A 25305-nucleotide genomic window follows, 5' to 3' on the forward strand; every position below is an offset into this window, starting at 1 on the left:
ACGCCCCTCCCGGCTGCTGTGCAGCCGCCCTCCCCACAAGGGGGAGGGAAAGGCGGCAATGCATACGAAAGTCATCGACGAAATGATCCACTCACCCCCCTCTGCCCTGCCGGGCATCTCTCCCACAAGGGGGGAGATCGATTGGCGGTTTCGCACATTCGCTACTCGAAAGAGGCGTTGGCCTTTGCGGGCTGGCGCCTTTCCCTCCCCGTTGTGGGGAGGGTCGGACCGAAGGTCCGGGGCGGGGTTCTTGCAACCGCGACGCACTTCGAGGCATCCCAGGCACGCCCCTCCCGGCCGCTGCGCAGCCACCCTCCCCACAAGGGGGAGGGAAAGGCGGCGCGATCCATTCGAAAGTCATTGACGAAATGATCCACTTACCCCCCTCTGCCCTGCCGGGCATCTCCCCCACAAGGGGGAGACCGATTGGCGGCTTCGCACACTCGCTACTCGAACGAGGCGTTGGCCTGTGCGGGTTCGCGCCTTTCCCTCCCCCTTGTGGGGAGGGTCGGACCGAAGGTCCGGGGCGGGGTTCTTGCGACCGCGAAGCCCTTCGAGGCATCCCAGGCATGCCCCTCCCGGCTGCTGCGCAGCCACCCTCCCCACAAGGGGGAGGGAAAGGCGGCAACGCATTCGAAAATCATTGACGAAATGATCCACTCGCCCCCCTCTGCCCTGCCGGGCATCTCCCCCACAAGGGGGGAGATCGATTGGCTTCCGGCGATTAGTTCAGTCGCCACCGGCAGGGTATTGCGCCGAGATGACTGCAGGCTTTTCTCCCCCCTTGTGGGGGAGATGGGCGGCAGCCCAGAGGGGGGTGAATGAGCTTCGCCCCCGCGCAACGACGCATGCTTATCGGCGCAAGCGTGGCGATGCTCGCCCTTGCCCTTGCCTCAATTGCCTATGGCTCGACACTCATCCCGCTCGACGACGTCATGCGTGCACTTGCAAATGCCGCCGGTCTCAGCGACACGTCCGTCGCCGCGCCGGTGCAACGCATCATCATCGACCTTCGCCTGCCCCGCGTCATCCTTGCGCTCTGCGTCGGTGCAGGCCTTGGCGTCATCGGCGCGATGCTGCAGACCGTCACGCGCAACGACCTCGCCGACCCGTTCCTCTTCGGCCTCTCCTCGGGTGCGGCCGCCGGCGCCGTCTCGGTGATCAGCATCTTCGGCGATCGCTTCGGCATCTGGACCTTGCCGATTGCCGCGTTTTCGGGCGGCATGCTCGCGGCCCTGCTGGTGCTGGTGCTCGTTCGGCGCATCGAAGGCCAGGGACCCGAACGGCTGATCCTCGCGGGTCTTGCCGTCTCGTTCCTTTTTGCCGCACTCACCAACTATATCGTCTTCCTCGGCGACCAGCGCGCCGCCCACTCCGTGCTGTTCTGGACACTCGGCGGTCTCGGCCTAGCGCGGTGGGATAATCTGCCGCTGGCGATCACCGGCCTTGCCGCGATCCTCGCCTTTGCGCTCTTCAACCACCGCCGGCTCGATGCGTTTCTCGCCGGAGAAAGCACCGCCGAAAGCTTCGGCGTGCGTGTAGCGCGCACGCGCAGTGTCGTTTTTATCGTATGCGCCTTTTCGACCGCGATTTTCGTCTCGGTTGCCGGCGTCATCGGATTTGTCGGCTTGATGATCCCGCACATGGCCCGCCGCTTCGCCGGCCAGCTTCACGCCGGACTGATCGTTGCCAGCGCCATTTTCGGCGCCATCCTGATCCTGCTCAGCGACCTTGCCGCGCGCCTGCTGCTCGCGCCGCAGGAATTGCCGATCGGAATCGTGACGAGTTCGGTCGGGGCGTTCTTCGTGGTAACGATGCTCTTGCGAAAACCGCGAGGCTAAAGCCGGCCCCGAGCCACGAAATGCGGGTTGGCGAAATCCGCGTCATGCGCCTGGTTGCGCCGCCCGTAAGTCAGCGGCCGGCCGTCGAGCGTCAAGGTGATGCCGCCGGCGGCGCGCAATACGGCATCGCCCGCCGCCGTATCCCATTCCATGGTGCGGCTCAGCCGTGGATAGATGTCGGCCTCGCCGCGCGCGAGCAGGCCGAATTTCAGCGATGAACCAACCGAAACGCAATCGGCGATGGCGAACTGGTCGAGATAGGCGTCGGTTTCCGGCGTCCGGTGCGAGCGGCTCGCAACCGCGACCAGAACGTCGGGAGCCGAACGGCAGGCAATGGCCTGACGTTCGATCACGCTGCCGTTGCGATCGATCGTCACTTGTTGCGCCCTCTCGGGACTGCCGGTGAAGAGGAGGCCGCGCACGGGAGCGTAGACGAGGCCGAGCAACGGTACGCCGTTTTCGATGAGTGCGATGTTGACGGTGAAGTCGCCATTGCGGCTGACGAACTCCCGGGTACCATCGAGCGGGTCCACCAGATAAAAGCGGGTGCCAAGATCGCCGGGGATATGGCCGCCTGCGATCTCTTCCTCGGCAACAATGGGTATGCCCGGTGTCGCACCCCGCAACGCCTGAAGGATGATCGCCTCGGCGGCGTGGTCGGCTGCAGTCACGGGTGATTTGTCGTCCTTGAGTTCGACAGCGCAGCCTTCCTCGTAGATACGCAGGATCTCTTGACCGGCAACGATCGCGGCTTCTTCGAAGAGGGTGAGTAGATCAGTGTGGAATGTCATGCAACGCTCTCTGGTCTGCCGGGTATTTCATCCCAAGGGGGGGACCAATGCGAAGGTTCTGTCACGCTCAACGACATTCGAAGTGCCGGCGGACATGCCTATGCGACCTCCCCCATTGTGGGGGAGATGGGCGGCAACCCATAGGGACGTAAGTGCGAATTGCATGACTTGCTCTAGATGGACCACGAACTCTGGTCGTAATTAAAGATGATGCCACGCTCAGCAAGCAGGTTTTCGACCTCGGAGGCAAGCTCTTCCGTCGTTCGCCCGACGGTTTTCAGATGAAGTTCCGGGTTCTCCGGCGCCTCATAGGGCGAATCCACGCCGGTGAAGTTCTTGATCTCACCGCGCAGCGCCTTGGCGTAAAGACCCTTCGGATCGCGGCGGGCGCATTCCTCGAAGGGCGTATCGACGAAGATCTCCATGAACTCGCCGTCGCCAAGCAATTCACGCGCCATGCGCCGCTCGGAGCGGAAGGGCGAAATGAAGGAGACCAGCACGATCAGCCCCGCATCCACCATAAGCTTTGCCACCTCGCCGACGCGTCGGATATTCTCCACGCGATCTTCCTCGGTGAAACCGAGATCGCGATTGAGGCCGTGGCGGACATTGTCGCCGTCAAGGATATAGGTGTGCTTGCCCAGTGATGAGAGACGCTTTTCGACAAGGTTCGCAACCGTGGATTTGCCCGAACCGGAGAGCCCGGTGAACCACAGCACGGCCGGCTTTTGATCCTTCAGTGCCGCACGCGATGCCTTATCGACGTCGAGCGCCTGCCAGTGCACGTTCGATGCGCGGCGAAGCGCAAAATCGATCATGCCGGCGCCAACCGTGGCATTGGTCAGACGATCGATGAGGATAAACGACCCGGTCGAACGGTTCGACTTGTAGGAATCAAAGGCGATCGGTTCCTGCGTCGAAATATTGCAGACCCCGACCTCATTCAAATCGAGCGATTTGGCAGCAACTTCGGCGAAGCTGTTGATATCGATTCGATGTTTGAGATCGGTGATCGTGGCGGTGACCTGGTCGGTTTCGGTGCGCAGGATATAGGAACGGCCCGGAATGAGCGCATGCTCGGCGAACCAGACAAGATGGGCCGCGAACTGGTCCGCGACTTCAGGGCGCGCGCCCGGCGCAACCAGCATGTTGCCGCGCGAAACCTCGACCTCATCTTCCAGCACGATGGTAACCGCCTCGCCCTCGCCGGCGCGATCGAGATCGCCATCCCAGGTGACGATGCGCTTGACGCGCGATGTCTTGCCGGACTTCGCCACGACGACCTCGTCGCCGGGCGCTACGGAACCCGAGGCAATAGTTCCGGCGAACCCGCGAAAATCGAGATTGGGGCGATTGACGAATTGGACCGGAAACCGGAAAGGGCGTTCTTCGGCGGTGCGATCAAGCGGCACGGTTTCGAGATGTTCGAGCAGCGAGGGACCCTTATACCAGGGCAACTTATCGGATGCGCCGATGACATTGTCGCCATAGCGAGCCGAAAGCGGGATCGACTGTATCGAATTGAATCCAAGCTTGCCCGCAAACGCCTGATATTCCTCGACGATCCTGTCGAAAATCTCCTCAGAGTAGTCGACGAGATCGATCTTGTTGACGGCCAGAACGATATTGCGGATGCCAAGAAGGGAGGCGATGAAGCTGTGACGCCGCGTCTGCTGCAGCACGCCTTGCCGCGCATCGACGAGCACAATGGCGAGATCCGCCGTCGAAGCGCCGGTCGCCATGTTGCGGGTATATTGCTCGTGCCCGGGCGTATCTGCGACGATGAACTTGCGTTTCGGTGTCGAGAAGAAGCGATAAGCCACATCGATGGTGATGCCCTGCTCGCGCTCGGCCTCAAGGCCATCGACAAGCAAGGCGAAGTCGATATCCTCTCCATTCGTTCCGTGCTTGCGGCTGTCGTTGGTCAGGGCGGCAAGCTGATCCTCGAAGATCAGCTTTGTGTCGTAGAGCAGCCGGCCGATCAGCGTCGACTTGCCGTCATCGACGGAGCCGCAGGTCAGGAAGCGCAAGAGCGACTTCTTTTCCTGTTCGGCCATATAGGCGTTGATTTCCTCGGCGGCTGCTTCGGCTGCGGACAACTCGATCTGGGCTGGTTTACTCATCAGAAATAGCCCTCACGCTTTTTCTTTTCCATGGAGCCGGCTTCGTCCTTGTCGATCATGCGGCCCTGCCGCTCCGACGTGCGGGAAACTAGCATTTCGCCGACGATCTCCGGAAGCGTCGTGGCGCTCGATTCAACAGCGCCGGTCAGCGGGTAGCAGCCAAGGGTCCTGAACCGAACCATCTTGTCCTGCAACACCTCGCCCGGCAGCATCTGCATCCGTTCGTCATCGCGCATGATCAGCATGCCATCGCGCTCCACGATGGGCCGCTTGGCGGCGAAATACAGGGGAACGATCGGAATCTCCTCCTGCATAATGTACTGCCAGATGTCGAGTTCGGTCCAATTGGAAATTGGAAAGACGCGGATCGATTCACCCTTGGCGACGCGGGTATTGTAGATCTTCCACATTTCCGGACGCTGGTTCTTCGGGTCCCAGGAATGCTGGGCATTGCGGAAGGAAAAGATGCGTTCCTTGGCGCGTGACTTCTCTTCGTCGCGGCGCGCGCCGCCAAAGGCAGCATCGAAGCCATATTTGTCGAGTGCCTGGCGCAGCGCCACCGTCTTCATAATGTGGGTATGCGTGTTCGAACCATGAACGAAGGGGCTGATGCCCTGCTCGATGCCTTCCTGGTTGCTGTGGACAAGAAGATCGAACCCAAGCCGCTTAGCTTCTGAATCACGAAACGCGATCATCTCCTTGAATTTCCACGTGCTGTCGACATGGAGAAACGGAAATGGCGGTTTTGCCGGATAGAACGCCTTCATCGCCAGATGCAGCATGACGGACGAATCCTTGCCGATGGAATAGAGCATCACCGGCTTGGCGAAGGTTGCCGCAACTTCACGGAAAATGTGGATTGCCTCGGCTTCAAGACGCTGAAGATGCGTCAGGTTCTTGGTCATCAAAATCACTATCCACTTGTGCCGGACGCGTTATCGACGCCAGCAAAAATCATTCAGGACACCGGCGTCCTTCGACTGCCGGAACGTGCCGCAAACATAGTGGAACAGTCGCGGTTTAGAAAAGGATGGTTTCACGCCTCGCGCAAAATCGACGCCAATTTATTGCCGTTGCGGGCGAAATCTAAGAACGCCATGCTCCTGTCGAGTGGCGTCCAACCACAACCGTTTTAAAAACCTTCTATCGTGGAAAATTCATCCGGCCTTGCTGTCGCCAAGACCAGCAATGAATTTATCGAACGCCTTCACATCGGCATAGGACTTCTGCGTGCCTTCGCGGGTGATCGAATCGGCGGCATAGAGCGCAGCCCTGCGCAGCGAGGCTTCGACGTCGCGGCCTTCCACGTAGAACCGGGCAAAGCTGCCGATGAAGGCGTCGCCAGCTCCCGTCGTATCCTTGGGCTGGACCTTCAGCGGCTCGATCAGCGTCGCCTTGTCAGCAGTGATCAGCCGCGCGCCACGCGAGCCAAGGGTGACGATGACGGTGCGAATGCCCTTGGCGATCAATGAGCGGGCCGCAGTCTCGATTTCGGCATCGGTACCGGTCGGCATGCCGGTCAGCAATGCGAGCTCCGTTTCGTTCGGCACAAGAAACGTCGCTTTGGTGACCTTGCCGGCATCGAGATCCGGCGCGGCCGGCGCCGGATTGAGAATGGTCTCGATGCCGTGCTGGTCGGCAAAGGCGATCGTGTAGTAGACCGTCTCCAACGGGACTTCCAGCTGCATGAGAATGAGATCGCATCGCTTTAGGTCTTCTGCCGCGGCATCGATATCCGCCGGCTTCAACTCGTTGTTGGCGCCCTTGATGATCAGGATGGAATTTTCGCCATGCTCGTCGACGAAGATCGGCGCAACGCCGCTTGACTGGCCGGCAGCCGTATCGACATGGGTGATGTCGATGCCATTGTCCTGCAAATTGCGGATCGTACTCTGGCCGAAGACATCGTCGCCCACCTTGGTCACCATCATGACGTCGGCGCCGAGTCTTGCGGCCGCGACCGCCTGATTGGCGCCCTTGCCGCCGAACCCCATCGCGAACGCCGGCGCTTCGACTGTCTCGCCGGGTGCGGGCATGCGGACGATCGAAGTAACCAGATCCGTCATGTTGCTGCCGACAACGGCGATACGGTGGGGCATGTGCGTATTCCTTGTGTAGTCCAGTCGTTTGGAATTTTTCTATATCAGCGATCTTGCGGAAAGAAACGGTGCCTTATCGATCGGTGTTGCGAAATGCGTTGAGAGCAATGACCAAAAGCAGGAAGCCGCCCCATATGAAATCGATGAGGTGATTGGAGAAGCGCAGGATCTGGAAGCCGGATGAGAGTAGCATCAGCGCAACCAGCGCGATGGACACGCCAAGCACCCTGCCCTTGCCGCCAGCCGGGTTTGTGCCGCCAAGAACAGCGATCAGGATGGCTTGCAAGAGGTAGGATGCGCCATAATCCGATTTCGCGGCATTGGTGCGCCCCGAAAGAATGATGCCGGCAATGGCGGCGAGAAACCCGGTTAGCATATAGGAATAGAAGATCATCCGATCCTTGCGCAGGCCGGCAAAGACGGCGGCGCGCGGGTTGGTGCCGATGAGCATGAGATTGACACCGAGTGTGGTGCGCGTGAGCAGAACGGCGACCGCACCGGCAACGACGACGAACAGGATGAACGGCGTTGCGAGGCCCAGGATCTTGCCGTTGCCGATATAGTTCCAGCCATCCGGGAATCCGACGATCGCCGGGCCGCCAGTGAGGACGACAGCGAGACCGGTGAAGATCTGGCCGGTGCCGAGCGTCGCCAAAATAGGCGTAATGCGCAGTTTGGCGATGAGAAAGCCGTTGAGGACACCCGCCAAGAGACCGATCGCCAGCGCCATCAATATGCCGATGCCCGTATAAAGCATGATCATGCCGGTGGACTGGTCAGTTCCGGTGATGACATGGTGGAAGAACACGCCGGCGAGAATTCCGGCGAGGTTGGCGATGCCGACGACCGAAAGATCAATACCGCCGGTCAGCATCGCGATCATCATGGCGATCGCGAGAATGCCGAGTTCCGGCATGATGTACGTGATGGATTCGAAATTGTAGTAGCGCAGGAACTTGTCGGGGTTGAGATAGGACATCAGCGCGAAGACCAGCACGGTGATCACGAGAAGCTGCAGGATATTGCGGTCCTGCCCGAAAAAAATGCGCTTGGCGATAGAGCTGTTCTGCATGTCCTGTCTCACACCAGTTTCTTGCGATCGCGCCAGGCGGTGAGCGCCGTGGCGATGATGATGATGAGGCCCACGACCACCCGCTGCCAGGTGGTATCGACCTTCATTATGATGAGGCTGTTCTTGACCATAACCAGCATGAACACCCCAAGCAGCGTGCCGATGACGCTGCCGCGCCCACCGAAGATGGACGCTCCGCCGAGGACCACAGCCGCGATCACATCAAGCTCCAGCCCGACGAAATCGCGCGGATTGGCGAGCCAGATCATCGAGCCGTGTAACAGCCCGGCAAATCCGGCCAGCGCACCGGCGAAACAGTAGACGACGAACAGCGTGTTGCGAGTATTGAAGCCGACCCGGCTTGCGGCCTCCGGCGCACCGCCGAGAGCGAACACCGAGCGCCCCATCATGGTGTAGCGCAGGAACAAATGCGTGAGGAGCGCGAGGCCGAAATAGATGAGGATCATCGCGGTCAGGCCGAAATTGGTGCCGCTTGCAGACGTCAGGCTGATGAGGTCCGTCTTGGCGAAGGCGATCAACTGCTGAGGCATCTTGTCGATGTTGATCATGCTGGTGCCAACGAGGCCAAGCAGCAGGCCGCGCACGACGCTGCCCGTGCCGAGGGTGACGATCAGCGGGATCATGCGGAAGCTATGGATGAAGAAGGCGTTGAAAGCCCCGAGAAAAGTGCCGATCAGCGTTGCGGCGACGAAGGGCAGGAGCACACCGCCATAGCCATAATAGATCATGACCTTGATCGTAAGGTACATGGCGGCGACGGCAAAAGCTGTGAAGGAAACGTCGATGCCGCCAGAAATCATCACAACAAGGACGCCAAGCGCCAGGATGCCGATGATCACATTGGCCCGCAAGAGTCCGAACAGGTTGTCCAGCGACCAAAAGGCCGGGTTGATCAGTCCGATGATGATCATCGCAGCAACAAGAATGCAGGCGATGATGAATTCCGATCGACGAAACAGAGTCATTTCAAGGCCTTCAGCCGGTCGTTTAAAGCGTCTTCATGCAAGGAATCAGGTCCGATTTCATCGACGAAACGCCCCCTATGCATGATGATGATGCGGTTGCAGTTTTGGACAAGTTCCGGCACGTCGTCGGAGATCATCAACACGGCCAGACCGTTCTCGACGGCCAGTTCCCGAATCTTGCGATGGATCTGCGCCTTGGAGCCGACGTCCACGCCGACAGTCGGGCCATTGAGAATGAGCACCCTTGCACCCGTCAGCAACCAGCGCGCCAGCACGACACGCTGCTGATTGCCGCCGGACAGATGGTTGACTGGCGTTTGCGGACCTGGCGCAGCAATCTGCATCGCACCGAACATGCCCGACGTTGCCGCAGCCGTTCGCTTTCGATCGATGAAGATGCCGCGCACGAAATTATTCAGCGATGTCGCCAGCATGTTGCGTTCGATCGATTGCGGCAAAAACAGACCCTCGCTGAGCCGATCCTCCGGAACGTAGGCGATGCCGGATCCGATGGCCTCCTGCACTGTCGCCGGATGTACTTCCCTGCCGTCGACCGTCACTGTCCCGGTAAATTTTGGGTTCATGCCGAAGAGCGCCAGCGCAAGCTCGGTGCGGCCGGCGCCGATCAATCCGGACAGGCCGACGATTTCGCCGGCATGGAGCGTCAGGTTGATATCCTCGATACTCCCCGGCACAGAGAGATTGCGCACCTCTAGCCGCGGCGGGCTGTCTCCGGCGGCTGGCTCCCAAACGTAGCTCTGATCGGTGAGATCATGCCCGGTCATGGCGCGGGTGATCTTCGGCTCGTTGAAATCGGTAATCGGGCCTTCGGCCACCTTCTTGCCGTTGCGCAAGACGGTCAGCCGTTCGCTGATTTCGAGCATTTCGCGCATCTTGTGGCTCACGAACAGGACGGCGATGCCCTGCGCCTGGATATCGCGCACGATACGGAAGAGCGCATCGACCTCTGGCCGCGTCAGCGCCGTCGTCGGCTCGTCCATGATGATGAGCCGGGCATTGACCATGACGGCGCGGGCAATTGCGATGATCTGCTTGCCGGACGTCGGTAAGGTTTCGACATCGGCGTCAAGGTCCATCGTAACGCCGAGACGTGCGAGTGCCTGTTCGGCAAGGTTGCGGGCACGCGTCCAGTCGACGACGCGGCGTTTTTCGAGAAGCATCGTATTGAGCGCGAGGTTTTCGAGAACGCTGAGGTTCCCGAAGAGAGAAAAATCCTGGTAGATGACCTGAATGCCATGCTGTACCGAATGCGCGGGCGTCATGCCGGTTACCGGGACGCCGTCGATGCGTATTTCGCCCTCGGTCGGCTGGTAGACGCCAGCCATGATCTTGATGATCGTGGATTTGCCGGAACCGTTCTCACCGGCAAGGCAGTGAATTTCACCGGGCTTGATCGCCAGCGAAACCGCGTCCAGCGCCACGAGGCCGCCGAAACGTTTGCTGATATTATTCAGCTCCAGAAGATACTCGCTCATGCTTGCTCCGGCCATTCGAAATGTCCGGGCGACAACGCTGCCGCCGCCCGGACAAAAAGGCAAATCAGAAGTTATAAGGGGCCATGTTATCGACCGTGACGCCAACCCAACCAGCGCCGTAGAGCAGGTTTGGCTTGGAAGCGTCGGGCGCTGTGAGGCTCGTATAGCCGGGAAGGCCGAGGTCGAGGCCGGGCTTGATCTCGGCATTCTTCTTTTCGAGCGCCATGACGGCAAGCTCGTTCATGGCATAGCCGGCAACGGCGGGATCCCAGAACTGGATATACTGGATGTCGCCATTCTTCAGGTATTCACCGGCAACCGAAACCAGACCTGTTCCCGCGAAGAAGACCTTGCCCTTCAGACCGCCCTCTGCGATCAGGCGCCCTGCCCCGGCCGAAGTCGGCATCGGCGCGCCAAGAATGCCGGTAACGTCCGGATAAGTGGTCATCGCCTCTTTCAGCTTGTTGTAGTCCTGATTGGCGTCGTCATAGGTCTCGAGACGTTCGGTCGCCAGCGACATTTCAGGAAAGTTCTTCTTCTGATATTCGATGGCGCCGTCGATCCAGTCCATCTGCGACTTCGAGGTCAGGCTACCGACCGTCGCAAGATACTTGCCCTTGCCGCCCATGTTCTTGGCAAGCACTTCCATGAGCTTGGCGCCATAGGCCTTGTTGTCGAAGGCTTCGAGCTCGTAATCGACATTGACGATGTTGGAGGCTTCATGGGCGATGACGACGATCCCGCGGTCGCGGGCCTTCTTCAGCACCGGCTCCACCGCCTCGACCGAGAACGGCACGATGCAGATGGCATCTACGCCCTGTGCGATCAGGTTTTCAACGATCTGGACCTGCGCAGCAGCGTCGGCCTGGCTCGGCCCGACCATCCAGGTATCCATCCCGGTATCCGATTTGAACTGTTCAACGCCGGCGCGCATGCGGTCGAACCAGGCAATGCCGTCGACCTTGACCACGGTGGCGATGGAATAGGTCTTGCCGCTAGCCGACGTGACATATTCCTTTTTGACTTTGGATGTATCGATCGGCCCTTCGGCCTTTGCCGGCGCGACAAGAGCCGCGACAATGGCGAGTGATGCGAGCAGTTTCTTCACAGGCATATCCTCCTTGGTTGTTGCCCAAACCGTGCGGAATAGCATAGCCACCCGCCGACCTTTCGAAGTGTCAGGAAGAAAACTGGAGGCAAACGATCAAACCACGCGGCATTGCGCGCCGCGACCTTGGTTCTGCCTTGCCGATCTTCGCGCCGGACCACTCCCGTCCAGATGCGAATGCTCACTCCCTGCGATTCATACTTACGTGATGAAACGTTTCATTCAACATTCAAGATGATGCGGCAGTTGTCAATATGGAAGCGACGCATGGAACAAATGTTATTTGAAATGTTAAAGTGTATGCAATTCAGGGGTGCAGAACGGTCGATGTTCGCGTACCGAGGCCAAGATTTCCGTGATGTCCGCGATGGCTGGGGCGCCTGGATTCGAACCAGGGAATGGCGGTACCAAAAACCGCTGCCTTACCACTTGGCTACGCCCCAAAATCTTGCTGTCTATCCAGGCGAAGCGCCCGACCGCGCGGCCTTATAACCTCTGGCTCGGGGTTGCGCAACGTGAATGATCGGCCATTTGTCGCTCTTCGCAATTGTTTCCATATAATTTTCGTGACAAGGGTGACTTCGAATTCACGCCGTTCCGAACGAGGCCCGGATTGCCCTTTGCTGTATTGCTTGCGCCATTCATCGCCACCGCCATCGGCGCTGCCATACTGCTTGCGGCCATCATAAGGCTCCTGCCGAGCAATTTCCTCGGCGCTACCATTACGGAGCGGTCCAACCATACGCAGCCGGCGCGCCAGCTTGGCGGCCTTGCCATTATCCCGGCAGTCCTCCTGGCGCTGTGGATATTCGGCCCGGCAGCCGGTCTCGACTGGCGATTTCTTGCCTTGAGCAGCGCCGCCGCCCTTATCCTTTGGGTCACCGGGTTTTTCGACGACCGCCATCATCTGCCCGAAAGCGTCCGGCTGATCGCACAATTTCTCGCGGCCGGAATAGCCGTCTATGGCCTCGGCAGTGAATTCCGGCTGCTGCCCGACCTCCTGCCGTTCGCCGTCGAGAGGCTGCTCCTTGCCTTTGCGCTCGTCTATTTCATCAACCTCACCAACTTCATGGACGGTCTCGACCTGATGGTCGTCTCCGGGCTTGGCATACCGCTGGCGCTGGCTGCGGTTCTTGCGGCGATCGGCCTCGTGGCTTCGGGTACGGGCGTGCTTGCCGCCTGCCTCGCAGGAGGCCTCTTGGGATTTGCCCTGTTTAACCGCCCGAAAGCGCTGGTTTTTCTCGGCGATTCCGGCAGCCTGCCGATCGGGCTTTTGAGCGGGCTTGCCTTCTTCCTGGTTGCCCGCGACCTTTCAATCGCCGCCGGCCTGCTTTTGCCGCTGTTCTTTATCGCCGACGCCACATCGACGCTGTTCATGCGGCTTGCGGCGCGCGAGAACATTCTCGCTGCCCACTCCAAGCATGCCTATCAGATCGCCAAGCGGTCGGGCTGGTCGGTCTGGCAAATCGTTACCTGCGTCGGCGCACTGAATTTCATCCTCGGCATCTGCGCCTTCCTGACATTCGATGGCGGGCTTGTTGCGGCCGGCGCAATTTGCGCCGGGCTGCTGGGGGTGACGTTCCTGCTGTCGCGCTTTCGCCGTGCTGGACCACGTATTTAAGACGTTGCGCGCTCGTAGAGCAGCTTGCGGACGCCTTCCGTATCGCGCCGCTCGATCAGAAGCTGTAGTTCTGCCACGGCATCCGGCAGGTGGTCGGCGGCATTGGACCGACGCTGGGCGCGCAGGATTTTAGTGTGGCTCGTCGACCCGACGCCGGTGGGATCGTAGAACAGTTCCTCATGCAGCTTTTCACCGTCGCGAATGCCCACCGTGACGATCTCGATGTCGCCATCGGGGTTGCTGCTGTCCTTCACCGACAGTCCGGCGAGCAGGATCATGTTTTCGGCAAGATCGCGGATACGCACCGGTTCGCCCATTTCCAGCAGCAATATGTCGCCGCCCTCAGAAAGCGCGCCGGCCTGGATGATGAGCTCGGCAGCTTCGCGCACGGACATGAAATAGCGGGTCATGTCGTCATGGGTAACCGTCAGCGGCCCGCCCTGCGCGATCTGCTCGCGAAAGAGCGGCACCACCGACCCGCTTGAACCGATGACATTGCCGAAACGGACCGAAGCAAATATCTGCCCGGTCCCCTGCTCCCTGGCGATATCGCCCTGATGCCGTACGATAAGTTCCGCCCAGCGCTTGGTTGCTCCCATGACATTGGAAGGCCGAACGGCCTTGTCGGACGAGATCAGCACGAAGTTTCGCACTCCGGCCTGTTGTGACATTGCGGCCAGCACATCGGTGCCGATGACATTGTTGCGCGCGCCCTCGACGACGTTCTCTTCGACAAGCGGCACATGCTTGTAGGCGGCGCAATGGTAGACATTTTCAACCTTGTGCTCGGCGAGTAGCGCGCGGATCAGCGAAGCATCGCTGATCGAACCAAGCGCCGGAACGATCACGCAATCGGTCATGCCCGCCAGCTCGCGCTGGAGCTGGTAGATGCTGTGCTCGTTGACATCGAAGACAATGAGCTTGGCGGGCGCAAGCTTGACGATGGTGCGGCAAAGCTCCGAGCCGATCGAGCCGCCGGCGCCGGTAACAAGGATTACCCGGCCTTCCACGGTCTTGTCGAGCAGCGTCGGGTCGGCCGGAACGGGCGAGCGGCCGAGGAGGTCGTCAATGTCGATATCACGCAGGTGGCTGACCAGATACTTGCCGGCCGTGAGGTCGGAGATGGCCGGGAGAATACGAACCTTGACGTCCAGAGCCTTCAATCGACCGATCAGCCGGCGACGCTCGATGCCGCTCAGCGATGATGTCGTGACGATCAGTTCGCTGATACCGAAATTATCGATCAGCGTTTCAAGGTGCTGCGTGGGGTAGACGCGGATACCGAGGATATCCATGCCGTGCAGGCTCCGGTCGTCGTCGATGAAACCGGCAACGGATACTTCGTTCTGGCTGCGCAGCGCATTGGCAAGCTGGCGTCCCGCATCGCCCGCACCGAAAATCAGACATTGCCGCGCCATGAGCTTGTCGCGCAGTGCACTCCACAGCAGCCATTTGGCGCCGAAGCGGCTGCCGCAGATGATGCCAATGCTCAGCACCCAATAGAGGAAGGGAATAGCGCGCGGCACGCCCTCTGCGCCGGTCATGAGCGTCAGGAACGCCAGGCAGACCCAGAGAATGACAGAGATGGTCACGGCCTGGATCATTGTCCAGATGGCCTTGTCCGGCAGGTAGCGGATGACGGCGCGATAGAGTCCGAAGCGGATGAACACCGGCAGCCCGATCAGCGGCGCGGCAACCATCAAAAGTGCCTGTTCGCTGTTGGGGATGAAGAACGTGCCAAATCGCAGCAGATAGCTGAGCCAAACGGCAAAGGTCAGCGCGATCACGTCGAATACGACCAGGATCAGTTGCTTGTAACGACGCGGCATCATCGAGACGCCCTGCCGAAAATTTTCCAGTGTCATTGATCCTCGATGTTCACGACATGCAGACGGGCTTGATAAGGGACAGACGTTCAAAAGCACCTTTGCGCAAGGGATGAGCCGGCCAGGCGTCTCGCCCTACAACGGAACCCCAAACGGACGCAAGACCAGTAACATAGGGCTACATAAATGCAATGACCGGCAGCTCGTCAATCAATCACCATGTGCATCGCCGGTTTATCCAACACAATCACAACGGCTATACTGTCCCGGCAATGGCGAAGCGCGGAAAGGACAGCCACATGGATCAGACGTCGAACCTCAAATTGCCCTACATCGCCCCCTCGCAGGCGCAAAAGCATGTAACGCACAACGAGGCGATACGCGCGCTCGATGCTCTGGTGCAATTATCGGTGTTGAATAGCAATGCGCAGGCGGCGCCATCCAATCCCGCTGAAGGCGACCGCTACATTATCGGATCCGGGGCAAGCGGGGCCTGGGCCGGCAAGGATCAGCAGGTCGCCGCCTTTCAGGATGGTGCATGGGCGTTCTTTCAGCCCCTTGAGGGCTGGTCCGCATGGATCGCCAAGACCGCGAACTTCCTTGTGTTTACGAATGGCGCTTGGAAGGCCGCTGCAAGCGGTGGTACCAATCCCGTGAATGCGGTCGGCATCCAGACTGTCGCGGATGATACGAACCGCCTCGCCGTGAAAAGTCCGGCATCACTGTTCGACCACGCGGGCACGAGCCATCAAATCAAGATCAACAAGTCCGACGACAACCAGGCAGCGTCGCTCCTCTTCCAGTCGAACTATCAGGGCCGCGCCGAAATGGGCACGTTGTGGGGCCGCGACTTCCGTATCAAGACCAGTGCGGACGGCAGTAGCTGGCGCGATGTCATGATCGCCGACAATGCGACCGGCGTCGTGCGCTTCCCCAATGGCATTGCCAGCGCTGCCACCGGTAAACGCCTTTCCGGGCTTGTATTTTTGCCGGCCGGGCCCGATGCGACGATCTATCAAATGCCGGGCAGCGCCACGCCGGCCGCCGCCAAGGTCGCCTCGATCGCCGCCGACATCATCACGCTCGCTGCCAATAGCGCCGTGAGCTTGTTTGGAACGGCCATGCGCGACGTCGCGATGGTCCGGCTCTGGAATGTCACCAAATCGCCAGCCCAGTCGGCCTGGGTCAAATGGGACACGGCCCTCAACGGACTTCAGGTCGTAAACGCCGATCATATCAAGCAATGGGCCTCCGGCGATGCGCTGCAGATCGTCGATCCGGTCAAAAAGACAATCGCTATCGATATCTCGCCGCTGATGCAAAAGCGGCTCGGCGGCGTGTTCGCACAGGACGGTGTGCTGCTAACGATCGTCAATTCGGGCAATTCCGTCGGCAGCCTCGTTCTGCCAAGTTCCGATCCGTCACCTCAGTCCGGAGCGAACCTCGTCTATTTCCGCGGCGATGAGGCGCGCGTGTTCAACATCGCCGGTGTCTATGGCTGATCAACTGCCCCGATAGGTCGAATAGGACCAGGGAGTGACCAGAAGCGGCACGTGATAATTTGCGTTCGTGTCGGCAATCGCGAAGCGTATCGGCACATCGTCGAGAAAAGCCGGGGTGTCGAGCGCAACGAGCTTGTGCTTGAAATATTCCTCGACGAAAAACGTCAGTTCGTAGCGGCCGACCGCTATCTCGTCCGCGGAAAGGAGGGGCTTGTCGGTGCGGCCATCCGCGTTGGTAACGGCGGTTTTGAGCAGGACAGGCCCGCCCTCCTCGATACGATGGAGTGTCAGGGCCATCCCGTCCGCGGGCTTTCCGGCGGAATTATCGAGAACATGCGTGGATAACTTTCCCATGTGAGGTCCTTAAGTGATCAAATCGTGCAAGCGAAACCGCGCAATCAGCGCGATCTGCCGTAAAGCTTCGGCGACTTCCTCGCCGGCATTGTGATCGAGGCGCTGGCGAAACGCCGCCATGATCGAGTGCTTGTTATGGCCGCGCACGGCAAGGATAAATGGAAAACCGAACCTGCTCTGATACGCGTTGTTGAGACGATGGAACTCCTCGAATTCCTCGTCGGTCAGCCGGTCAAGTCCGGCTCCGCGCTGTTCGCTGGTTGATTCGACGGTAAGACTGCCCTGGCGCGCCGCCTTCCCTGCCAAATCCGGATGCGCACGGATCAAGCCCAATTGTGCCGCCTGACCGGCCTTTTCGACGGCGACGACCATGGCGCCGTGCAGGATCTCGACGCTGGTGAATGGCCGCTGGCCGGCGACCGCCTCGGCGACCCACGGCGAATGTTCGAAGACACCGCCGAGCGCGCCAACGAATTCCTCCGTGCTGGCACTGTTCAGTTGTTCAAGCCTCATGTCCCCTCCCTCTCAAGCTGTTCGGTTGGCTTTGGCCTCCCCTACTGACCGTAGAACATTTTCCGGCGTTGCCGGAGAATCGAGATACGGAACGCCTCCGTGGATCGAGGCGATAGCGTCGCGGATCGCCAGCCAGACCGAAATGCCGAGCATCAATGGTGGTTCGCCAATCGCCTTGGAGCGAAATACCGTCTCCTCCTGGTTCGGCATATTGTCGAGAATGCGGACGTTGAATTCGGGCGGAACGTCGCGCGATCCCGGTATCTTGTAGGTCGAAGGTCCGACGGTGCGCAATTTGCCGGCCTTGTCCCACCACAGTTCCTCGCAGGTAACCCAGCCCATGCCCTGCACGAAAGCGCCCTCGATCTGGCCAAGGTCGATGGCGGGATTGAGCGGCGAGCCGACGTCCTGAAGGATATCGGCCCTGAGGCAACGGGTCTCGCCGGTCAGCGTGTCGATCGCAACTTCAGCAACCGCTGCTCCGTAGCTGAAATAGAAGAACGGGCGGCCCTTCATCGTTTTGCCGTCCCAATGGATCTTGGGCGTCGCATAATGGCCGGCCTCGGAAAGCTGAACGCGCTTGGCCCAGGACACTTTTGCAAGTTCGCCGAACGAAATCGATTCATTGCCGGCATGAACGCGGCCCTCGCGGTAGACGATCACGTCTTCCTCGACGTCGAAATGTTCGGCGGCCACCCGCGTCATGCGCGCCTTAATCGCGGTCGCCGCCTTGAAGGCTGCCATGCCGTTGAGGTCTGAGCCGGTCGAAGCGGCCGTCGCGCTGGTGTTCGGCACCTTGCCGGTCGCAGTGGAGGATATCCGCACCATGTCGAGCTCGACCTGGAACACTTCGGCGACAACTTGCGCGACTTTGACGAACAGCCCCTGCCCCATCTCGGTGCCGCCGTGATTGAGGAAGATCGAGCCGTCGAGATAGACATGGACGAGCGCGCCGGCCTGATTGAGCGAGGTCAAATTGAAGGAAATGCCGAATTTGATCGGCATCATGGCGAGGCCGCGCCTTATGACAGGACTGGTCGCATTATGCGCATCGATCTCGGCACGACGGCGGCTCCAGTCGGCTGAGGCAAGCACGGCTTCGGTGACCTCGACCAGGCGGTTGTCTTCTACCTTCTGGCCATACGGCGTCATATCCCCGGTTTCATCGCCATAATAATTGATGGCGCGGACGTTGTTGGGCTCGAGCTTCAGCTCGCGTGCGATCGTATCGATGATGCACTCGATGGCGATAATGCCCTGGGGCCCGCCAAAGCCGCGAAATGCGGTGTTCGAAACGGTATTCGTCTTGCAGGCATGACCGACAAAGCGGGCATTGGGGATGAAATAGGAATTGTCCGAATGGGTCAGGGTGCGCGTGATCACCGGCCCCGTGAGGTCGGGGAGATTGCCGGCCCGGGCAAGGTACTCGATGTCGAGCCCAACTATGCGGCCCGTGTTGTCGACGCCCGCCTTCCAGTTGACGACATAATCATGCCGCTTGCCGGTGGCGACCATGTCGTCGCGTCGCTTTAGGCGCATCTTGCACGGCTTGCCCGTCTGGGCCGCGATCAGCGCCGCCGCGCAGGCGATGATGGTCGGCTGGCTCTCCTTGCCGCCGAAACCGCCGCCCATGCGCCTCACCTGGCATTCGACCGCATTGGCATGAACGCCAAGGACGAGCGCCACATGGTGCTGGACTTCGGTCGGATGCTGGGTCGAAGAATGGACCAGCATTTCGCCGTTCTCGCCGGGAATGGCATAGGCGATATGGGTTTCAAGGTAGAAATGATCCTGTCCGCCCATGCGCAACTTGCCGGAGATGACATGGGGCGCGCCGGAGAGCGCCGTATCTACATCCCCTTCGACGACCTGCTGCGCAGGAAGAACATAGCTCTTCTTGTGATGGGCCTCCTCGATGTCCAAAACTGGTTCGAGCTTTTCGATGTTTAGTTTGACGCGTTTGGCGGCGCGATAGGCTGTCTCGAAATTCGACGCGGCAACTGCGGCGACCACCCGCCCCTCGTAATCGACGATATCTTCGGCAAACAGCGTTTCGCCGTGGAGGATAGGGCCAACTTCGTTGTGACCGGGTATGTCCTTCGCCGACCAGATGCCGGCGACGCCCGGCATCGCCAACGCTTCCGAAGCGTCGATACCAAGAAGCCTGCCGTGCGCCACCGGCGCAAGAACGAAGGCCGCATGCAATGTCCCAGGCAGTTCCGGCATATCGTCGATATAGGCGGCTTCGCCAGCGACGTGCCTTGCCGCAGAGTCATGGGCGATACCCTTGCCGACGATACTGCGGTGAACGATCTTGGCATCGATATTCATAGCGCCATCACCTCCACCGTCTCGCCTGCCACATCGCGCCAGAAGCGCTCGGCAAGGTTTGCAGCGACCTCAAGGCGATAATCGGCGCTACCACGCCAATCGGTCAACGGCTTGAACTCGGTTGCAATCGCTGCGGCGCAGGCTGCAACTGCCTTTCTGTCAAAACTGGTTCCGACGAGAGCGCGTTCAGCTTCAGGAGAGCGGCGCGGTGTTGCCGCCATGCCGCCAAAAGCGATGCGGGCGCTGCGAACCTGACCTTCCTCTCGCACGATCGAAAACGCAGCGCAGACGGTGGATATATCCTGGTCGTAGCGCTTCGATATCTTGTAGACGCGAAAATCCTGACCTTCCCTGGGCTTGGGGATCGAGACAGAAGCGATCACCTCGTCGGCACGCAGTTCCGTCTTGCGGTAATCGAGGAAGAAATCTTCAAGCGATAGGAAACGGTGGCCGCTCTGGGAGGCAAGCTCGATTTCGGCGCCGAGGGCAATCAGCGCGGGCGGTCCATCACCGATGGGGCTCGCGGTGCCGATATTGCCGCCGATCGTGCCCATGGACCGGATTTGCGTCGAACCGAAGCGCCGGATCAGCGTAGCGAAGGATGGATAAATCGGCGTGACCGCAGCCAGCACTTCCTCCCACGTCACCGCCGCGCCGAAACTCAGATGATTGTCGGTCTCGCGAATCGCCCGCAATTCGCTGACCCGAGCCAGCGAAATCACATCGTCCCAATCGCTGTGATAATCGGCCAATGCCACGCCGAGGTCGGTGCCGCCGCCAAGTAAAATCGCCTGCGGTCTCTCCTTGCGCAGTTGCAGAAGCGCATTGAGCGTCGCTGGCTGATCGAACGACGCACCGCCGGCCGAAACCGATCGGCGCGGCTCAATCTTCGCAAAAGCCGTAACTGCGGGGCCGCTGATGCCGGCGCCACCGGCACCGATTACCTTGCGTGCTGCTTCGACTATGGGCCTGTAGCCGGTGCACCGGCACAGATTGCCGGCAAGGGCATCGTGAATATCCTGTTCGCCGGATTCCGGGTTGGCCGCGGCGAGACCCGCGATCGAAATGACGATGCCGGGCGTGCAGAAGCCGCATTGGGAAGAGCCGTTTTCCGCCATCGCAAGCTGGACCGGGTGCAGGTGTTCGCCCTTCAAGCCCTCAACCGTAACCAGCGCACGGCCGTCGATCTGGCCCATCGCAAGGACACAGCTGTTGGCGGCGTGATAGTGCACGCGGGGTTCGGCGCCCTCTACCGAAGGATCGCCGACGAGGACAGAGCACGCCCCGCAATCGCCTTCCGCACACCCTTCCTTGGTACCTGTCAGGCGCGCCGGACCGCGCAACCAATCCAGCACCGTCATATCGGGTCGAACTGCAGCTTCCTGCAATTGACCATTGAGAAAAAACCGCATCGTCGTAGCCATTTGAGCAGCTTCGACCGGCTGGGCGTGGGCGTCAAGTGGCGAGATTGCGCAATGACCCTGGGGGCGATCAGATGGAGCCAATCCGGTAAAGACGGTCTTCAAAGAAGAATTCTTCGAGATTGGTGCCCTCGCCGCCGCGGTCGACGACCACGAAGTCCGATTCGGCCTCGAGCGATATCAGCGGATGATGCCAGGCGTTGCGGGCATAGTTGACGCCCTGGTTGCCCTGGCACAGGAACGCGACCGGCGATCCCGGCCGCCCGCCTTCATCTTCGGCCACCACCGCAAGGTAGCGCCGGTTCTGCAGCGGCATGAAAGCCTGGCTGCCGAAGGGATGACGTTCCAGCATCTTGATGTCGATCGGGGGCGCGAAACTCTGGCCGCGAAATATGTTGACCAGCACGCGCGCTCGCGGCCCCGTCACATCGACCTTTGCAAGGTCGTGGAAGCGCTGCGTCGTGCCGCCGTTGATAAGGCGTATCTGCGCGCCTGCGGTTTCGATGACGTCGCCATAGGGTGTGAATGCCGCCCGCGTCAGCGGCGTGACATTGAGGCTGAGGATTTCCATCTTAGTTTTCGTCTGCCGGGCGGTGATGTTCGTGCCAATGATTGGCGATATCGATGCGCCGCGTAATCCAGGCGCCTTCCTGATGCTGGACATAATCGAGGAAGCGCTCCAGCGCCGCCGCGCGTCCCGGGCGCCCGACCAGCCGGCAATGCAGGCCGATCGACATCATCTTCGGCGCGCCTTCCCTGCCCTCGGCATAAAGCACATCGAACGTATCCTTGAGATAGGTATAGAACTGATCGCCTGAGTTGAACCCTTGCGGCGTCGCAAAGCGCATGTCGTTGGCATCGAGCGTGTAGGGCACGATCAGATGCGGGCCCTTTGGACCCTTGACCCAATAGGGCAACTCGTCGGCATAGCTATCGGCGGAATAGACGAAGCCGCCCTCCTCCATGACGATCTTCAGCGTATTATCCGACGGTTTACCCTGGTAGATCCCGAGCGGCCGCGACCCGGTAATCTCGGTATGCAGGCGTACCGCTTCAAGAATGTGCTGTCGCTCAGTGTCCTCGGGACAGTCCTTGTATTCGAGCCAACGCAGGCCGTGGCTCGCAATTTCCCAATCGGCCTCCTTCATGGCGGCGACAGCTTCGGGGTTGCGCGCCATGGCAAGGGTAACCCCATAGACCGTGACCGGCATCTTGCGCCGGGTAAACATGCGCCACAGCCGCCAGAAACCGGCCCGTGCGCCATACTCATAGATCGATTCCATGTTAAGGTTGCGCTGGCCCGGCCAGGGCTGCGCACCGACGATCTCCGACAGAAGGCACTCCGACGCCGGATCATTATCGAGGATCGAGCTTTCGCCGCCTTCCTCATAGTTGACAACGAACTGCACGGCGATGCGTGCGCCGCCCGGCCATTTCGGTTCGGGCGTGTTTCGGCCATAGCCGATCAAATCCCGCGGATAATCTGACAAGACGTGCCTCTTATTTTTGAACGAGTATCATGAGAAACTGCGAAGGCCGGGTCGCAAAGTCAATGGCCGGCGCAAAAACAAAGGCCGCGGACGATGCCGCGGCCCAATAATGTTTGCGGCAAGCTCTTAACGGCGCTTGAGCAACGAGCCAATGGCCGGAACGATGGCAGCCGCCAGAGCGAGCTTCAAAATGTCAGCGACAATGAACGGACCAACGCCGAAGGTGAACGCCTTCTCGAAGCCGAAGAGATAGGCCATCCACAGGAAGCCGAGGCCGAGAATCGCAACCTCCGCGGCTAGCATCGCCGCGCCGAGAACGATCGGGTTGCGGGCATAACCCTTGTCGGCGGCGGTGCCGACGATCCATGCAGCAACGAGATAGGAGACAAGGTAGCCGCCCGTCGGTCCGACCATATAGGCAAGGCCAACGCCTTTTTCTGGCGTGCCGGTGAAAATTGGCATGCCAAGCGCGCCTTCAAGCAGATAGAGCGCCATGGTAGCGACGGCAAGGCGCGAGCCGTAGGCGGCCGAGATGGCGAATACGGCGAAAGTCTGCATCGTCACATTGACGAAGACCATGTCTACCTTGGTCTTGGCGGCAAGTGTCATCAGCGCGGTGCCGATCAGGGCGAGCGTGACATACCAGACCGCTTTGGCGAGTTGACCTTCAGGCTGGAATTCTTGGGCAAGGGAACGGGTTTGCGCAGCGATCATGTCGATATCCTCTGTATAGCCTTCGCCGTGGGGCGGTATTTCCACCGTTTGTGAAAACGGTATATTGGGGATTATGCCGCGCCGCAATATGTCGAAAGGCTTTGAAAGGTCCGCTTGCGTTCATGTCTCTAGTTTTCGACACCAGTTTTGCGCCGCGCTACGGTGAAGCGGTCGACATTGCCCCGAAGGTTCAGCGGATAACCGTCAACAATCCAAGCCCGTTCACCTTTCACGGCACGAACTCCTATCTCGTGGGCCACGATACGCTGGCGTTGATCGATCCTGGACCGCTGGATGACGCCCATCACGCAGCGCTCATCCGCGCCATCGCCGGGCGCCCGGTCAGCCACATCTTCGTCAGCCATACCCACCGCGACCACTCACCGCTCGCCGCGCGCTTGCGCGATGAACTGGGCGCCGTCGTCGTCGCCGAAGGGCCGCATCGTCCGGCGCGGCCGCTGCATGTCGGTGAAGTCAACCTTCTCGACGCCAGCGGCGATACGGACTTCGTTCCTGACCTCGCGGCCAGCGACGGGTCGGTAATCGAGGGCGATGGCTGGGCGCTGCGTTCGATCCATACGCCCGGTCACACCGCCAATCATATGGTTTTCGCACTTGAGGAGATCGGCGTGCTGTTTTCCGCCGACCACGTCATGGCCTGGGCGACATCGATCGTAGCGCCGCCGGATGGCGCAATGTCAGACTATATGCGCTCACTCGACCTGCTGCTTCACCGCCAGGACCGCATCTATTTCCCCGGGCACGGCGGACCTGTCACCAAGCCAAAGACCTTTGTGCGCGGCCTGAAGGCGCACCGCAAAATGCGCGAACGCGCCATCGTCGAGCGCGTGCGGGAAGGCGACCGCACGATTCCTGCCATGGTCGGCGTCATTTACCGGGAAACCGATCCACGCCTGCATGGCGCCGCCGGCCTTTCGGTTCTTGCCCATCTCGAAGATCTCGTCGCGCGCGGCGTCGTCCACACCGACGGCAATCCAGCCATCGACGGCGTCTACTGGTAGCGATAGGCTAGGGCTGCTCCGGCTGCGTGGTTTCCTCATCGGGCTGGGTGCCCTGCACCTCGGTGTCGAGCGCCGTCATGAACGCAGTGATGCGGTCGGCATTCTCGCCTAGATCATGAATGCCGTAGCGGGAGACGGAGCGCATATCGACATAGGTAGTCTCGCCTTCGTCGGTGAGGCGGACGACGACGTCGCTGGTAAAGCCGAGCAGCCAGGTGCGGGCCACGACTTCGAGAAGGATTTCCTCGTCGTCGCCGGGTTCCCCCTTCTGGCTCAGCACCGTCCATCCATTGTTGGAGACAACGGTATTCACCGCCGTCAGGATCCGATCAGGCGAACCGTCATAGCGCCGGCCGGTGACCTGCGGATAGGCGCTCGATTGCAGTCCGCGGCTTTCCTCATCATTGACGAGCGGGTTCATCCGCTCGCTGCGCTGGCCGGCGGCGAAAAGCTCAGGCGGGTCGGCTATATCGGTGGAAACGTCGTAGAGTGTCGGCAGCGCCAGCGCCTGGTAGAGGGTCATCGCGAAGGGCGCTAGAACGACGAGCGCTATGACCCCACCCCAGAATGCACTCGGTCCGCCGCGATCTCCCCGGCGCCAAAGGCTGGTGAAGCCCTTGAAGCTCAAAAGCAATGCAAGCAGCGCCAGCCCGGCGACGACCGCAAGCAGCCAGAGAAATTCCGGCGTCTCGATGCGCTCGAAGCGATGCCCGAGCCCGGACAGCACGAAGAGGATTGCGGCCAGAAAAGCCACGCGCACCGACCACTTGGCTGAAATCGACTGACGACGGCGAAAATGATGGCGCATGGTATCCCGGCGATGCACAAAACGTCTCGCCAAGAGCTAATCGCATAATCGACACGTGGCAAGCGCGCGTGACAAATCACGTGCTTTAGTTTCCAGCACCATCCATCCATCCATTCACTTGCCGTTCCTGAACTCTCCCGCCCCGGCACGAGAGCCGGCACGGAAGAGTTTTACTTATTCTCGATCA

21 protein-coding genes and 1 tRNA gene are annotated in these 25305 nt (G+C 60.3%); 4 read left to right on the plus strand and 18 right to left on the minus strand.

Annotation, left to right across the window (positions count from 1 at the left end; translation table 11 throughout):
• The first annotated feature begins 821 nt into the window (after positions 1–821).
• Positions 822–1841, plus strand: coding sequence for a FecCD family ABC transporter permease (locus HQ945_RS03265; RefSeq protein WP_246272480.1), 1020 nt, complete (start codon positions 822–824; stop codon positions 1839–1841).
• Here HQ945_RS03265 and cysQ read toward each other — a convergent pair.
• From cysQ to HQ945_RS03310, 9 genes are all read right to left on the minus strand, one after another.
• Complete coding sequence (cysQ, locus tag HQ945_RS03270) at positions 1838–2632, minus strand: 3'(2'),5'-bisphosphate nucleotidase CysQ (RefSeq protein ID WP_113281685.1); 795 nt, start codon at positions 2630–2632, stop codon at positions 1838–1840. The genes HQ945_RS03265 and cysQ overlap by 4 nt on opposite strands.
• 173 nt (positions 2633–2805) lie before the next feature.
• Positions 2806–4755 (minus strand): bifunctional sulfate adenylyltransferase/adenylyl-sulfate kinase NodQ, encoded by a 1950-nt coding sequence (gene nodQ / locus HQ945_RS03275; RefSeq protein WP_174207656.1) that lies wholly within the window; start codon positions 4753–4755, stop codon positions 2806–2808.
• A complete protein-coding gene (gene cysD / locus HQ945_RS03280; RefSeq protein ID WP_113281689.1) occupies positions 4755–5660 on the minus strand; it encodes a sulfate adenylyltransferase subunit CysD in 906 nt (301 codons plus the stop codon). The genes nodQ and cysD overlap by 1 nt, the downstream gene beginning before the upstream one ends.
• A 252-nt stretch (positions 5661–5912) precedes the next feature.
• The gene (gene rbsK, locus HQ945_RS03285) at positions 5913–6854 is read right to left on the minus strand and encodes a ribokinase (RefSeq protein ID WP_113281691.1); all 942 of its coding nucleotides are present in this window, start codon (positions 6852–6854) and stop codon (positions 5913–5915) included.
• A 73-nt stretch (positions 6855–6927) separates the two neighbouring features.
• A complete protein-coding gene (locus HQ945_RS03290; RefSeq protein ID WP_174207657.1) occupies positions 6928–7926 on the minus strand; it encodes an ABC transporter permease in 999 nt (332 codons plus the stop codon).
• Between the two features lie 8 nt (positions 7927–7934).
• Entirely contained in the window at positions 7935–8912 is a 978-nt protein-coding gene (locus HQ945_RS03295) for an ABC transporter permease (RefSeq protein ID WP_027230032.1), read from the minus strand.
• Entirely contained in the window at positions 8909–10408 is a 1500-nt protein-coding gene (locus HQ945_RS03300; protein ID WP_113281693.1) for a sugar ABC transporter ATP-binding protein, read from the minus strand. The genes HQ945_RS03295 and HQ945_RS03300 overlap by 4 nt, the downstream gene beginning before the upstream one ends.
• Before the next feature lie 64 nt (positions 10409–10472).
• Complete coding sequence (locus HQ945_RS03305) at positions 10473–11516, minus strand: autoinducer 2 ABC transporter substrate-binding protein (protein WP_027230034.1); 1044 nt, start codon at positions 11514–11516, stop codon at positions 10473–10475.
• 368 nt (positions 11517–11884) lie between these two features.
• Positions 11885–11959 (minus strand) — tRNA-Gln (locus tag HQ945_RS03310).
• 170 nt (positions 11960–12129) lie between these two features.
• Between HQ945_RS03310 and HQ945_RS03315 the strand changes: the two genes are divergently transcribed.
• A complete protein-coding gene (locus HQ945_RS03315; protein WP_174207658.1) occupies positions 12130–13137 on the plus strand; it encodes an MraY family glycosyltransferase in 1008 nt (335 codons plus the stop codon).
• Here HQ945_RS03315 and HQ945_RS03320 read toward each other — a convergent pair.
• Positions 13134–15002, minus strand: coding sequence for a polysaccharide biosynthesis protein (locus tag HQ945_RS03320; protein ID WP_113281697.1), 1869 nt, complete (start codon positions 15000–15002; stop codon positions 13134–13136). The two genes, HQ945_RS03315 and HQ945_RS03320, sit on opposite strands and share 4 nt — an antisense overlap.
• A 260-nt stretch (positions 15003–15262) precedes the next feature.
• Between HQ945_RS03320 and HQ945_RS03325 the strand changes: the two genes are divergently transcribed.
• Positions 15263–16465, plus strand: a complete 1203-nt coding sequence (locus HQ945_RS03325) for a DUF2793 domain-containing protein (protein WP_162737260.1) — start codon at positions 15263–15265, stop codon at positions 16463–16465.
• On the opposite strand, the gene uraH is transcribed toward HQ945_RS03325, so the two are convergent.
• The 7 genes from uraH to HQ945_RS03360 all read right to left on the minus strand — a co-directional run bounded on the left by uraH (position 16466) and on the right by HQ945_RS03360 (position 23288).
• Entirely contained in the window at positions 16466–16819 is a 354-nt protein-coding gene (gene uraH / locus HQ945_RS22765; protein WP_113281701.1) for a hydroxyisourate hydrolase, read from the minus strand.
• Positions 16820–16828: 9 nt separating this feature from the next.
• On the minus strand, positions 16829–17332 hold the full coding sequence (gene uraD, locus HQ945_RS22770) for a 2-oxo-4-hydroxy-4-carboxy-5-ureidoimidazoline decarboxylase (protein WP_027230038.1): 504 nt from the start codon (positions 17330–17332) through the stop codon (positions 16829–16831).
• Positions 17333–17344: 12 nt separating this feature from the next.
• Positions 17345–19663, minus strand: coding sequence for a xanthine dehydrogenase molybdopterin binding subunit (gene xdhB / locus HQ945_RS03340; protein ID WP_174207659.1), 2319 nt, complete (start codon positions 19661–19663; stop codon positions 17345–17347).
• The gene (xdhA, locus tag HQ945_RS03345) at positions 19660–21087 is read right to left on the minus strand and encodes a xanthine dehydrogenase small subunit (RefSeq protein WP_113281705.1); all 1428 of its coding nucleotides are present in this window, start codon (positions 21085–21087) and stop codon (positions 19660–19662) included. Before xdhA ends, xdhB begins: the two co-directional genes overlap by 4 nt.
• Positions 21088–21154: 67 nt before the next feature.
• Entirely contained in the window at positions 21155–21655 is a 501-nt protein-coding gene (locus tag HQ945_RS03350) for an ureidoglycolate lyase (protein WP_113281707.1), read from the minus strand.
• Position 21656: 1 nt separating this feature from the next.
• On the minus strand, positions 21657–22574 hold the full coding sequence (gene puuE, locus HQ945_RS03355; RefSeq protein WP_113281709.1) for an allantoinase PuuE: 918 nt from the start codon (positions 22572–22574) through the stop codon (positions 21657–21659).
• A gap of 126 nt (positions 22575–22700) precedes the next feature.
• Positions 22701–23288 carry a biotin transporter BioY gene (locus tag HQ945_RS03360; RefSeq protein WP_113281867.1) on the minus strand — a complete coding sequence of 196 codons (588 nt, stop codon included), beginning with the start codon at positions 23286–23288 and terminating at the stop codon, positions 22701–22703.
• Positions 23289–23410: 122 nt separating this feature from the next.
• Here HQ945_RS03360 and HQ945_RS03365 point away from each other — a divergent pair, with 122 nt between their 5' ends.
• Entirely contained in the window at positions 23411–24310 is a 900-nt protein-coding gene (locus HQ945_RS03365; protein ID WP_113281868.1) for an MBL fold metallo-hydrolase, read from the plus strand.
• Positions 24311–24317: 7 nt separating this feature from the next.
• On the opposite strand, the gene HQ945_RS03370 is transcribed toward HQ945_RS03365, so the two are convergent.
• On the minus strand, positions 24318–25118 hold the full coding sequence (locus HQ945_RS03370) for a DUF1499 domain-containing protein (protein WP_113281711.1): 801 nt from the start codon (positions 25116–25118) through the stop codon (positions 24318–24320).
• Between the last annotated feature and the right edge of the window lie 187 nt (positions 25119–25305).

Source organism: Phyllobacterium pellucidum (assembly GCF_013327855.1).
GTDB classification, from domain to species: domain Bacteria; phylum Pseudomonadota; class Alphaproteobacteria; order Rhizobiales; family Rhizobiaceae; genus Phyllobacterium; species Phyllobacterium pellucidum.